The following is a 12,182-nucleotide window of genomic DNA, read 5'->3' on the forward strand; positions in this document are numbered from 1 at the left end:
CATCGCGCGTCATTGCCTCTTGGTCATTGCTCTTGCTTGGGAGCGGTTTTGTGGCCCGGCAGTTCGTCGGCTGTCAGAATGCCATCGGCATTCTTGTCCAGCCGGGCGAAGCGCTTGGCGAAAAACGCATCGAGTTCGGCGCGATCGATGAAGCCGTCATGGTTGGAATCGATCCGCGCGAAGGATCTGGCGGCGTCGCCCTTGACGTTGCGCTTCGCCTGAAAGGCCTCCCATTCCAGCAGGCTGATCTTGCCGTCGCCATCCGTGTCGGCCGCCATGATCGCCTTTTCGCGCCGCTTCTGGAATTTGGCCAGCGTGATGTCGGACCTGCTCCCCGACGCGCCTGGCGCGGCAAGTGGCGCGGCGGTCTGCGGTGCAGGCGGGGTCGTTGCCTGGGCAAGAGCCGCAACGGTCTGCAAACTCAAGGCAACGACTAATATCGAACGGCTGATCATGTTGTGCGTCTCCAGCTTGGCGCGACGCAGACGGCTTGTGCCGTCATCGCGCTTCAACCGTTAAACGCCGCGACCCGGAAAATCCGTCGGTCGCGCGTGCTGATCCGTTCGTGCTCGGGTGCGCATCCCGTCGATCGGGATGGAAGGAGCTCTAGTCCGACTGGTCGGCCGCAATCAGTTGTTCGGGCTTGAACCCGGCATGCTGCGGGGTCCACACCTCGCCCTCGCGATTGAACCAGTGGCACAGATACATGCCCGAGGCTGCGCCATCGCTGACCGTCATCCTGGGGCCTCCGGATTTCAGCTTGACCACGTCTCCGGTCTTGAAATTGTTGGGCATTTTTTGACCTCCCATGCTGAGGCCATGAGTTTCACACCAAACCGGGGTCTCGACAATGGCAGATCTGCCAGGCCGGCGCCGCAATCCTTTGCACCAGATGCGAAGGGGTAGACGACGAAAAGGAGGGGGGATGGTGCGCTTGCGGGCAGCCAATTGCCGGCTCAAGCCATTAGAATCAAAATCGTTTTCGATGCCAAGCGGGTCGCAACGAGTTCCCTAGAGATCGTCCCGTAACGTCCTTGCCCGCGCCTTGAGTCGGCATGGGATCGGCCATCCCAGTGAGGGCGCGTCGTCCATGAACTCAACTGGAAAGCTGGCCAGTTACGAATCAGTATAAATCCGCGATGTACAAGAACACTACTGTGTGCGGCCTTCAGCGGGTAACGGCGCTGTTACACACGAAAAAATCCTTGCATGGTTTCCATAAGCGCCCGACGGCGACGGGACTAGATGCGCATTTTGTCGCGTATCCAGTTCCTAAAGATCTTGCTGGCACGATTTGGAGCATTCGCTGGAGCTTCAACAATGTAGTAGCCATTGCCGGTCGTGAAGGCGAGGTCAAAAGGGCGTACGAGACTCCCATTTGACAGCTTCTCCTCAACAAGGCGTGCCCATCCCAACGCCAACCCTTGCCCTTCGAGGGTGGCCCGCAGCAGATTGTCGTAATTTTGAAACCAGATTCCTTGCTGAGGGCGTAAAGAAGTTAGCTTCGCGAATTCAAGCCACTTGTCCCAATTCTCCCATTCGTGAGCCCGCCCATCTAGATGCAGCAGCGTCACGTTTTGAAACTTGCGGAAGTTTTCGGCGCCGACAGAATTTACATATCCTGGGCTGCAAATCGGAAAAAACTCCTCACTAAACACTTTCTCGGACTTCAATTTATTCCAGTCACCGCGACCATATCTAATCGAAATGTCTATCCCGAATTTGCTCATATCCAAGCATTCATCGGTTTCAACCAGTTTTATATTGATCCCGGGATTGCGAATTCGAAAATCAGCCAACCTCGGCATCAGCCAGCAACTTCCAAATGCAACGGTTGTACTAACTGTTACATTTGCCGGAATGTCAGCGACTTTCTCGTTAAACTCCCTTGAGATCAGCCATAAGCTTTCTGAAACTGTATTGTGAAATTGGCGCCCATATTCTGTAAGTGCCACGCCTCGTTGCCCCCGCTCGAACAATTTGGCGCCAAGCCTGGATTCCAGGAGCCTGACCTGCATGCTTACCGCTTCCCTGGTGACATTCAACTCATGAGCCGCAGCGGTAAAATTCATGTGGCTTCCCGCCGCTTCGAACGCGACCAGACTGTGTAGTGGCGGCAATCTCAAAGGCGGACGAGACGTCAATCTGATTTACCTCAGGCGTGATCGATCTTACGCTGACTATCCGAAAAGCACCCCGTAATCATAGTCCCAGCCATAATACGCTGAGGAAGCCAAGAGTGCCATCTCACGATAGCCATCGACAAAAGGACCCGTTGCTCGATTCATTCCAGCTCAGGTCTCTGCAACTTCGAAACAGGATTATGAGCACCGCTCATGCGCCGGCTTATGTAGAGAACGGTTGGCCTACGGAGCGCTACCGGCTCTATCATGAGGAGAAGGCCAAGGGAGGGCTTGCTCTAACGGTGGTGGGGGGATCGACCAACGTTTCGTCGGACAGCCCGTCCGCGTTTGGGCAACTTTATGCCGGCGATGACAGCATCCTGCCTTGGTTTGAACTGCTTACCGGGGGCGTTCATTCCCATGGCGCCGCGATTATGTGTCAGCTGACACATATGGGGAGGCGTACATCCAGCGACGTAGGGGAATGGCTGCCAGTAATAGGACCATCTAACACGCGAGAACGGGCGCACCGAGCCTATCCAAAGAGTATGGAAAGGGCTGATATAGTACGCGTCACCAAGGACTTTGCGGCCGCGGCGGCACGATGCAAAAAGGGCGGTTTTGACGGAATCGAAATCCTGTCGCACTCGCACTTGCTGGGACAATTCCTATCCCCTCTGATCAATTTCAGACAGGACGATTATGGCGGCTCCCTGGAGAACCGGCTTCGACTCACCTTCGACGTCCTGAACGGCGTCCGCGATGCTGTGGGTGACGAGTTCATCATAGGACTGAGGATCACCGGTAACGATTTCCTCAAAGGTGGGCTCAGCCGCGAGGACTGCATCGAGATCGCCCAGCGGCTTGAGCAGTGCGGCCTGGTCGACTTCCTCAACGTGCTTGCGGGAGCGCCATACGACGATCTGGGCTTGGCTCAATGGATGCCTCCTATGGGCACTCCCGCAGCCCGTTTCCTTGGAGTTGCCAAAGACATACGTGAGGCCGTTTCACTACCTATATTCTATGCAGGAGGCATTGCCGATATCGCAACTGCTCGCCATGCCCTGCGCGACGGCATTGTCGATATGGTGGGAATGACCAGGGCTCACATCGCCGATCCCTACCTGGTCTCAAAGCTGCAAACCGGGCAGGAAGATCGTATCCGCACCTGCGTCGGAATGAACTACTGCGCAGACCGGGTTAATCAAGGCAAAGACGCTTTATGCGGCCAGAATGCCGCGACCGGTCGCGAGCGTTTCTTCCCGCATCGCTTTCGCCGCCATGAAATAGCGGGTTTGCGCGCTGTCGTTGTTGGTGGAGGCCCAGGAGGACTGGAGGCGTCCCGTGTTCTCGCCGAGCGGGGTTACAGGGTGACCCTGTTCGAAGCGTCCAACCAGCTGGGTGGACAGATTAACATGGCGGCCGGAGGTTCCACCAGGCGCCAGATGCGCGGGATCATCGATTGGCTGGTCAATGAACTCGAGCATCTCGGCGTTGATGTTCGCTACAACATGCTGGCGGAAGCCGAGGACATCCTGCGTGAGAAACCTGTGTTGGTGGTGATCGCGACAGGCGCACTGCCGCGCTCGCTGAACATTGGCGGCGCGCATCTTGCCCGGCCGATTTGGGACGTGTTCACCGGACAGCCTCCTGTTGGAGAGGTCATCATTTTCGACGATCGAGGCGACCATCACTCGCTGGTGGCGGCGGAGGTAGCAACCCAATCCGGTGCTTGCGTCACTCTCTTAACGCCGGATCGCACACCTCTTCATAATCTCGGGCCGACGAACTACGGCGTCGGCATGCGCAACCTGTATCAGCGCGGGGTGAACTTCCTCACCGACCGTGAGATCGTTGCCTTGAGCCCTGACGGCAACCGTTTGACCGTCACCGTGCGAAACGTCCTCACCGACCTGGAAGAAAAATTCCAGGCCGATCATGTCTTCTATGAAGTCGGGACGGAAGAAAACGCTGAATTGTACTTCGATCTTCAAAGTCATTCAGTCAACAACGGCCAAATAGAAGTAGCATCTCTATTGGACGGCAAAGCCGAGTACCGAACGGTGAACCCGGCCGGTGATTTCGTGTTGTTCCGGATTGGTGACGCGGTCTCTTCGAGGAACATCCATGCTGCGCTCTTTGATGCGTTGCGTGTCTGTTCCGTCATCACGGTCGCCGGACAGACCGGCTCCGATCAAGCGCGCTACTCAGTAACACATAGGCAAATGAAAGGGGAAACGACGTGAAAAATCTCCCACTGGCGGCGGCATGCCTGACAATTCTTGTACTGGAGTCACTCCCTGCGAATGCTGCATCAAGCTGCGGTGAGCTGACAATCTCCAGCATGAATTGGCAGAGCGCTGAAGTGCTGGCAAGCCTGGACAAGTTCATTCTTAAAGCTGGGTTCGGATGTGATGCGGAAATTCTCGAAGGGGACACCGTGCCGACGGTCACCTCCATGATCGAAAAGGGAAAGCCCGATGTTGCTCCCGAGATCTGGGTCGATCTGCTGCCAGATGTTGTCGCTACCGGCATCAAGCTAGGCAAGCTTGTTGAAACTGGCGCGGCCCTCAAAGATGGTGGCGTCAACGGGTGGTGGATTCCAAAGTATGTGTCCGAAGCACATCCGGATATCAAAACCATTGCGGATGCGCTCAAACATCCGGAGCTCTTTCCAGCACCTGAAGATTCATCGAAAGGGGCGGTCTTCAATGGGCCTCAGGGCTGGGGCGCGACGGTTGTTACAACGCAGCTCTTCAAAGCCTACGGCGCTGAAAAAGCCGGCTTCACCTTGATCGACACCGGATCGGCAGCCGGCTTGGATGGATCGATAGCAAAGTCATATGAGCGCCACCAAGGCTGGCTCGGATTCTATTGGGCTCCGACGTCGATTCTGGGAAAGTATGAAATGGTGAAGCTCGACTTCGGGGTTCCTTACAATCAGGCTGAATGGAAGCGTTGCAATACAGTGGCGGATTGTGCCGATCCAAAGCCAAACGTTTGGCCGCAAGATCGAGTAAAGACGATCGTCACGAAAGGCTTTTCGGATCGTACTGATCCCGCAGTGATGGAGTACCTGCAAACCCGGTCGTGGTCCAACGATACGGTGAACGGTCTCTTGACCTGGATGACCGACAACCAGGCCACTGGTGACGATGCGGCAAGGTATTTCCTCAAGACACGCGAGGATATCTGGGCCAAGTGGGTCCCGGTCGGCGTCGCCGGAAAAATCAAAGCGGCACTTTAATCAACGTGTCGCGGTGGTGGCCTTTAGAGCGGCCATCATTGCGACCGCCATTGCCCTCACTGGGCTGACCGACCGAGAATTCCTCATGGATTGGCTGACAAATTTTCCCCATCTCAATGACGAGGCCTTGCGGCTTGTCAAAAAGGGGCTGGATGACGCTTTTCGAACCTTCACCCGAACATACGGCGATTCAATTGAGGGCGTTTTCGCGCCGTTGCAGTACCTTCTGATCAAGTGCGAGCACTTTCTAACCGACACGCCCTGGCCGCTGATCATTTCGCTGGCGGCTGGGCTGGCATGGCTTGCATCCCGAAACTTGACAACCGTGGCTGGAACCGTCGTCACCCTCGTTGCAATCGGGTTCCTGAGCATGTGGGACGATACGATGAAGACGGTGTCCATGATCCTTGTCTCGACGATCATAGCCATCGTGCTCGGTGCGCCGGTTGGAATTGCGATGTCGAGATCGGAGCGCATCCAGAGGGTCATCAATCCGGTACTCGATGTCATGCAAACCATGCCAAGCTTCGTTTATCTGATCCCGGTGGTGATGCTGCTGGGAATCGGCAAGGTTCCTGGTGTGATAGCCGTCGTAATCTATGCGATCCCTCCCATGATCAGGCTGACAAATCTGGGCATCCGCCTCGTGGACAAGGATGTATTAGAGGCGGCCGATGCCTTCGGTTCGTCCAATTGGCAAAAGCTGCGAGACGTCCAGATTCCCCTGGCGCTGCCGACCATCATGGCTGGCGTCAATCAGACCATCATGATGGCACTAGCCATGGTCGTCATTGCCTCGATGATCGGGGTGCAGGGTTTGGGTCAACCGGTCCTCAAAGCGATCAACAATCAGTATTTCACGCTGGGTTTGTTCAATGGACTAGCCATTGTTGGTATCGCCATCATTTTTGACCGTATCAGCCAAGCTTATGGCAAGCGGCTGCAGCGACACCTGGAGTTGATGCATGCCTGATCGTGAAGAAAAACAAGTCGGAATCGTTATCTCACATCTGTTCAAGATCTTCGGAGCCAATGCCAACAACCACCTGAATGCATTGGCGAGAGGGATGACGAAAGATGAGTTGAACGAACGCCACGGGCTTGTCCTTGGACTGAACGACGTTAGCATCAATATGGCTGCTGGTCAGGTCCACGTCATAATGGGCCTTTCGGGATCCGGGAAATCCACCTTGATACGGCACATCAACCGGCTGGTTGAGCCGACGGCTGGCCAGATCATCGTTGGCGGCCAGGACGTTCTCAAATTGGATGAGCATGCTTTGCGGGCCTTTCGTCGCAACACCACGGCGATGGTGTTTCAAAAATTTGCTTTGCTTCCGCATCGCAACGTTCTGGAGAACACCCTGTACGGCCTGGAGATCCAAGGCGGCGATCGCTATAGGCATCGTGAAAAGGCGATGCGCTGGATTTCACGCGTTGGGTTGAACGGATTTGAAGACCGGTATCCGAACCAGCTTTCGGGCGGCATGCAGCAACGTGTCGGGTTGGCTCGGGCTTTGGCAAGCGACTCGCCAATCCTGCTGATGGACGAGGCGTTTTCTGCCCTCGATCCCCTCATTCGGTCAGACATGCAGGAGATGCTGCGGAATATTCAGCAGGAGGTGAAAAAAACGATCGTGTTCATCACGCACGATCTTGATGAGGCGTTGAGACTGGGAGACCAGATTGCCATCCTTCGCAACGGCGAGGTGGTTCAACAAGGTTCGAGCCAGGACATCGTTCTTCGGCCGGCAGATGACTACGTGGCCTCGTTTGTAAAGGACGTCAACAGAGGACGTATAATACGAGTTGACGCGATTATGACGCCGTCAAATCCGGCGAGCGCTTTGCCGAAATCTCTTCTCTCAGCTGACACCACCCTGAATGCGGCTGCAAAGCTGATGTGCCAGCATGGCGGGCACGAGAGCGTCGTCGTCGACGGACACGGCAAACCGTTGGGTCGAGTGACAAAGGACCAGATCATGGCGGCCATGATTGGATACGGCGGACTGTGGGGTAGCGAAAACGGTGGGGGCACCATTTCATTTCGACCGGTGTTGTACTCTGCCAATCAGCCGGCGAATCCAGGGAACCGCGCAGAACGATAGGCTATGTCGCTCGGGATCGTTCCGCCTTGGCACGATTTCCGCAATCATCATCATAGAGGTTATCAAGAGGCACCGATGCTGAAGCTAGATCAGTCGTTTCGTTTTGAAGGCCAGGACGTTGCGTGGGGCCGGATCGGGGAGGGCGCTCCCTTGGTGATGCTTCATGGAACGCCGTTTTCGTCACAAGTATGGCGCCGCATAGCGCCTCTCATAGCTTCACGCCGGACGGTCTATTTCTTCGATCTCCTCGGATATGGTCAATCCGCAAAGGCGGATGGTCAGGATGTGTCGCTAGGCGTGCAGAACAAACTTTTTGCCTCACTGTTGAAGGAGTGGGGCGTGAAGGAGCCTGACGTCCTTTGTCATGATTTTGGCGGCTCGACTGCACTTCGCACCCACTATCTTAACGATGTGCGGTATCGTAGCCTGTTGTTGGTCGACCCTGTGGCGGTCGCCCCTTGGGGCTCCGCCTTGGTGCAGCATGCGCGAAAGCATGAAGCCGCGTTTGCCGGCGCCCCCGATTACATTCACGAATCGATCTTGCGAGCGTACCTGCAAGGCGCGGCGTTCCAGACCCTTCGCAGCGAAGCTCTGGACCTCTATATGCAGCCTTGGCTTGGGCCCGTAGGCAAGCCGGCCTTCTATCGACAGATCGCCCAAATGGATCAAAAATTCACCGACGAAGTCGAAAAGCTTTATAGGCCGATGAATTTTCCCGTTCGAATTCTATGGGGTCGTGAAGACGAGTGGATCCCAATCGCGCAAGGACAGAAATTGTCCGAGAAGCTCACCAACGGGGTGATGACGGCCGTGCCTCAAGCAGGTCATCTCGTCCAGGAAGATGCGCCTGAAATGATCGTCGCGGCACTTTTCGATACGCTGCAGTAGTTCTCCGACCTAACCGGTGATGACGAGAGATGGCCAGAAAGTTTGCGTTTCTGCTGACGCGCCATTTTACGCTTTCGCCGTTTGCGCTTTTCGTCGACACGCTGCGGCTTGCGGGCGACGAGGATGATCGGAGTCGAAGAGTAGAGTTCGACTGGCAAGTGGTTGGCGAGCGTGGTTTGCCTATCCGCGCAAGTTGCGGCATCGAAGTGATGCCGACGAGAGAACTCCAGCACCCGGAGGAATACGACGATATCGTTGTCGTTGGCGGGCTTCTGAACACGGGCGATACTCTTGGAAGCCAGAAGGAAGCCTTCCTGCTAAAGGCCGCATCGCGCGGAGTTCGATTGACGGCGCTCTGCACAGCCAGTTTCGTACTCGCTCGATATGGATTGCTGGACGGCTACAACGTGTCCGTGAGCTGGCTCCACGTCAAAGATTTCCGTACCATGTTCCCGCAAGTCTTGGCACATGCGGATAGCCTGTTCTCCGTCGACAGAAGCCGCGCAACCTGCGCTGGCGGTGTCGGAGCGGCCGACCTGGCTGGTCATTTTGTGGCAGAGTCCATTGGTAAGAAAGCTAGCGAGAAAGCTGCCAAGATCCTTATTCTTGATCGGGTCAGGACGACCCGCGACGTCCAGCCCGTGGGAGATCTTTTCCCAAACGCCGAAAGTAGACAACTGAGGCGTGCCCTCCTTCTCATGGAGAGCAACGTCCAAGAAACGTTGGCTGTCAGCGACATTGCAAGATCGCTCAGCGTTTCGAGACGACAGCTTGAACGGTTGTTTTTTGCTGAAATCGGTAGGAGCCCACTGTCGGCATATCTCGCGATACGCGTGCACTACGCAAAGACGCTCCTCGAGGTTAGCGACCTAAACATGGGCGAGATTGGATTCCGCTGTGGCTTCAGCAATGCGGGACACTTCAGCCGCGCCTTCAAGCGCCAAACTGGCCTTACTCCCACCGACTTCAAGCAGTCCCGAGGCACGTCAGCCGTCCCATCTAGGTCGTGAGATGTTGGGGTTGCGGCCCCAAACGAATGGACGGCTGTGAACAAGTAAATGGTGCCGCTTGCGTGACTCGAACACGCGACCCCCGCATTACGAATGCGGTGCTCTACCAACTGAGCTAAAGCGGCCCGGGAAGCCAACGCCTCCAAGATGCGGCGGTGATAGACGCAACCGGGCGCGAATTCAAGATGCGACTTGGCAATTCCTGCGGCGGCGTCATGGCACCCTCGAAAGCCGGCCGCCGCCTTGTCCGCCAATCAATCGCCAAGGGATGCGGCGCACGGTACGTGCGCTCTCCGCGCGTGAAAATCGGTGAAACATGCTGATTTTGTTGCCGGAACAGCGCCGGAATGGACTTTGCATACCTCTGCGAGGCAGAATGCGCCGCTCGCCCGTTGATTGATTGGTCGCCTGCGGCTAACGATCACGGCAAGGTAGGCAAAGACAGAGGGACCCGCTTGGACGCGATCGAAAAAGCGATCCGGAACGCCTTGGAGAAAGGCAATGCCGAGGACCGCGCGTTCCGCGAGAGGGTCTATCGCTCGGCTTTTGCCGCGCTTGATCGCGCGCTCCAGGCCAATCCCGGTGTGACCGTTGAGGTCGCCATCAAGCGCCGCAAGGCAATCCAGGCGAAAATCACCGAAATCGAATCCGAGTTCCTGCCGGCGGTGCCGGATGTCGGCCCGCAGGGCGATGCACCGGCGGTCGAACTCGGAGCGGACTCGGCGCCCGCGGTCGAAACCGGCCGACAGGCATCGTCCCCCGATGTCGTCGTCGACGGCCCCGTGCAATCCGCTGCCGATGCGCCGCGCTCGCGCGTCCTGCCCGTCGTTCCCGACATCATGCCGGACGCCACGCTTCCCGATGCTCCGGCCATCGACATGTCGGTTCCGGCCTCGGCCGGCGCGACCACGGAAGTGGCGCCCGACCGCGATGAACGACGCATAAGAGGGCGTCGCCTGCCGCTGACCGCCATCTTCCTGACCGTGACACTGCTGGCAGCAGTTGGCATCGGCCTGTTCTTCGCCGTGCAGACCGGCGTCTTCAAGACGTCGGCGCAGCTCGATACCGCCCCGCCTGAAGCGCCGCCGACCGTCGAGGACGACGATTTCACACCGGCCGACGGCGGTCCGGCAAAGCCCGGCGCCGCCGACCAGTCGCGCGACTGGATCAATGTGTTTTCGCCGGCCGATGCATCGCATGTCAGCGCGCCGTCGGACGCCAGGGCCGAGGTGATGAAGGACGATACCGGTTCGTTCCTGCGCATCCGTTCCGGCGCGTCCGGTTCGGCGATCAGCTTCGACGTCGGACAAGGCGTGCTGGAGAAACTGGCCGGCAAACATGCCGTGTTCGACATCATTGCCCGTTCCGAGGAAGGCAAGGAGACGCAGATTTCCGTCGACTGCAATTTCGGCGAACTCGGCGACTGCGGCCGCAAGCGCTACGCAGTCGGCCAGCAGCAGAACGAATATCTGTTCGACGTGCAGTTTCCCGACAAGCATCCGGGCTCGGCCGGCACCATTGCCATCAATTCCGACTTCGACAAGCAGGGCAAGGCCGCCGACATCTACGAAATCCGCGTTTCGATCGAGCCATAGCGAACCCTGCACGCGCGAAATTAGCGGTCGAGCAGCGCCTGCAGCGTTTCGATGCGGTCGGCCTCGTTGGCCGGCTTGTCCCAGCGCAATCGCGAAATGCGGGGAAAGCGCATGGCGACGCCGGATTTGTGCCGGGTCGAGCGGTTCAGTCCTTCGAAGGCGACTTCCAGCACCAGGCCATTGTCGCGGTCGGCGCGCACCGAGCGCACCGGGCCGAAACGCTCGACCGTGTTGTCGCGGACATATTTGTCGATCTGCTTCAGCTCCTCGTCGGTGAAGCCGAAATAGGCCTTGCCGACCGGCACCAGCTCCTCCTCGCCTTCGGCACCGGACCAGACACCGAACGTATAGTCGGAGTAGAAGCTCGAGCGCTTGCCGTGGCCGCGCTGCGCATACATCAGCACCGCGTCCACTGTGTGCGGATCGCGTTTCCACTTGAACCACGGACCTTTCGGCCGGCCGGCGACATAGGCTGAGTCCCAGCGCTTCAGCATGACGCCTTCGATGATCGGATGCGGCGGCGCCCGGCGCAGTTCCTCCAGCGTTTGCCAGTCCGTGAAGTCGACGAATGGCGACAGATCGAAACGGCTCGGGTCGAGTGTCGCGACAAAGCTTTCCAGCCGGCCGCGCCGTTCGCGAAACGGCAGCGCGCGCAAATCCTCGCCGCCGACCTGGAGCAGATCGTAGCAGCGCATGAAGGCCGGGTATTGCTGCTGCATCTTCGGTGCCACCGTCTTGCGATTCAGCCGTTGCTGCAGATCGGAGAAGGTTCCCGTCGCCTCCCGGGGATCGCCGACAAGCAGTTCGCCGTCCAGCGTTGCGGAAAAATGCATGGCCTCGGCGAGGTCCGGAAAGGCGCCCGAAACGTCATCGCCGGTGCGCGAATAGAGCCGGCGGATGCCGCCCTCCGCCACCGCCTGGACACGGATGCCGTCCCATTTCCATTCGGCGGCATAATCCGCCGGATCGAGCTTTTCGAGATCGCCGTCGCCGACCGGGTTCGACAGCATCACCGGGCGAAACAATGCCAACGCCGTGTTCCTGGGCTTTTCGGCCTTGCCTTCCAGCCAGGCGAACAACGCTGTGTAAGGCGGTGACAGCCCGTGCCAGAGCTCCTCGATCTCCGCGACCTCGACCTTGCCGAAATCCGCCAGCGCCTGTTTGGCCAGACGCGCCGACACGCCGATGCGCAGGCCGCCGGTGACCAGCTT

The 12,182-nt window shown here is 57.8% G+C and carries 11 protein-coding genes and 1 tRNA gene; 7 read left to right on the forward strand and 5 right to left on the reverse strand.

The features are described from left to right. Nucleotides 1–23 precede the first annotated feature (23 nt). The 3 genes from EN884_RS09090 to EN884_RS09100 form a co-directional block, all read right to left on the reverse strand. Entirely contained in the window at nt 24–455 is a 432-nt protein-coding gene (locus EN884_RS09090; RefSeq protein ID WP_024503413.1) for an acid-shock protein, read from the reverse strand. A gap of 151 nt (nt 456–606) precedes the next feature. Next, on the reverse strand, nt 607–795 hold the full coding sequence (locus EN884_RS09095) for a DUF2158 domain-containing protein (RefSeq protein ID WP_013527958.1): 189 nt from the start codon (nt 793–795) through the stop codon (nt 607–609). A 446-nt stretch (nt 796–1,241) separates the two neighbouring features. Next, nucleotides 1,242–2,144, reverse strand: coding sequence for a LysR substrate-binding domain-containing protein (locus tag EN884_RS09100; RefSeq protein WP_348632984.1), 903 nt, complete (start codon nt 2,142–2,144; stop codon nt 1,242–1,244). A gap of 131 nt (nt 2,145–2,275) precedes the next feature. On the opposite strand from EN884_RS09100, the gene EN884_RS09110 reads away from it, so the two are divergent. From EN884_RS09110 to EN884_RS09135, 6 genes are all read left to right on the forward strand, one after another. Then, nucleotides 2,276–4,369: an FAD-dependent oxidoreductase gene (locus EN884_RS09110; RefSeq protein ID WP_245441299.1), complete on the forward strand. Its 2,094-nt coding sequence runs from the start codon at nt 2,276–2,278 to the stop codon at nt 4,367–4,369. Nucleotides 4,370–4,380: 11 nt separating this feature from the next. After that, nucleotides 4,381–5,370, forward strand: a complete 990-nt coding sequence (locus EN884_RS09115) for an ABC transporter substrate-binding protein (RefSeq protein WP_164746276.1) — start codon at nt 4,381–4,383, stop codon at nt 5,368–5,370. Nucleotides 5,371–5,455: 85 nt separating this feature from the next. After that, complete coding sequence (locus EN884_RS09120) at nt 5,456–6,343, forward strand: proline/glycine betaine ABC transporter permease (RefSeq protein ID WP_063170454.1); 888 nt, start codon at nt 5,456–5,458, stop codon at nt 6,341–6,343. Next, on the forward strand, nt 6,336–7,478 hold the full coding sequence (locus tag EN884_RS09125; RefSeq protein WP_063169963.1) for a glycine betaine/L-proline ABC transporter ATP-binding protein: 1,143 nt from the start codon (nt 6,336–6,338) through the stop codon (nt 7,476–7,478). Before EN884_RS09120 ends, EN884_RS09125 begins: the two co-directional genes overlap by 8 nt. A 3-nt stretch (nt 7,479–7,481) precedes the next feature. After that, nucleotides 7,482–8,366, forward strand: coding sequence for an alpha/beta hydrolase (locus tag EN884_RS09130; protein ID WP_348627661.1), 885 nt, complete (start codon nt 7,482–7,484; stop codon nt 8,364–8,366). A gap of 29 nt (nt 8,367–8,395) precedes the next feature. Beyond that, entirely contained in the window at nt 8,396–9,376 is a 981-nt protein-coding gene (locus EN884_RS09135) for a GlxA family transcriptional regulator (protein WP_063169965.1), read from the forward strand. Nucleotides 9,377–9,425: 49 nt separating this feature from the next. Here the strand turns inward: EN884_RS09135 and EN884_RS09140 are convergent. Further along, nucleotides 9,426–9,501: transfer RNA gene (locus tag EN884_RS09140), tRNA-Thr, on the reverse strand. Nucleotides 9,502–9,831: 330 nt separating this feature from the next. Here EN884_RS09140 and EN884_RS09145 point away from each other — a divergent pair. Beyond that, complete coding sequence (locus EN884_RS09145; RefSeq protein WP_063169966.1) at nt 9,832–10,971, forward strand: hypothetical protein; 1,140 nt, start codon at nt 9,832–9,834, stop codon at nt 10,969–10,971. 20 nt (nt 10,972–10,991) lie between these two features. Here the strand turns inward: EN884_RS09145 and EN884_RS09150 are convergent. Then, on the reverse strand, nt 10,992–12,182 hold a 1,191-nt coding region (locus tag EN884_RS09150; RefSeq protein WP_128360531.1), incomplete at its 5' end, for a cisplatin damage response ATP-dependent DNA ligase.

The organism is Mesorhizobium sp. M7A.F.Ca.AU.001.01.1.1 (assembly GCF_004022735.1).
Lineage (GTDB): Bacteria > Pseudomonadota > Alphaproteobacteria > Rhizobiales > Rhizobiaceae > Mesorhizobium > Mesorhizobium ciceri.

What these genes read in the sequence shown, in the direction of transcription:
- EN884_RS09090 (WP_024503413.1), bottom strand. Translation starts at nt 455, where the DNA reads ATGATCAGCCGTTCGATATTAGTCGTTGCCTTGAGTTTGCAGACCGTT.
- EN884_RS09095 (WP_013527958.1), bottom strand. Translation starts at nt 795, where the DNA reads ATGCCCAACAATTTCAAGACCGGAGACGTGGTCAAGCTGAAATCCGGA.
- EN884_RS09120 (WP_063170454.1), top strand. Translation starts at nt 5,456, where the DNA reads ATGGATTGGCTGACAAATTTTCCCCATCTCAATGACGAGGCCTTGCGG.
- EN884_RS09125 (WP_063169963.1), top strand. Translation starts at nt 6,336, where the DNA reads ATGCCTGATCGTGAAGAAAAACAAGTCGGAATCGTTATCTCACATCTG.
- EN884_RS09130 (WP_348627661.1), top strand. Translation starts at nt 7,482, where the DNA reads ATGTCGCTCGGGATCGTTCCGCCTTGGCACGATTTCCGCAATCATCAT.
- EN884_RS09135 (WP_063169965.1), top strand. Translation starts at nt 8,396, where the DNA reads ATGGCCAGAAAGTTTGCGTTTCTGCTGACGCGCCATTTTACGCTTTCG.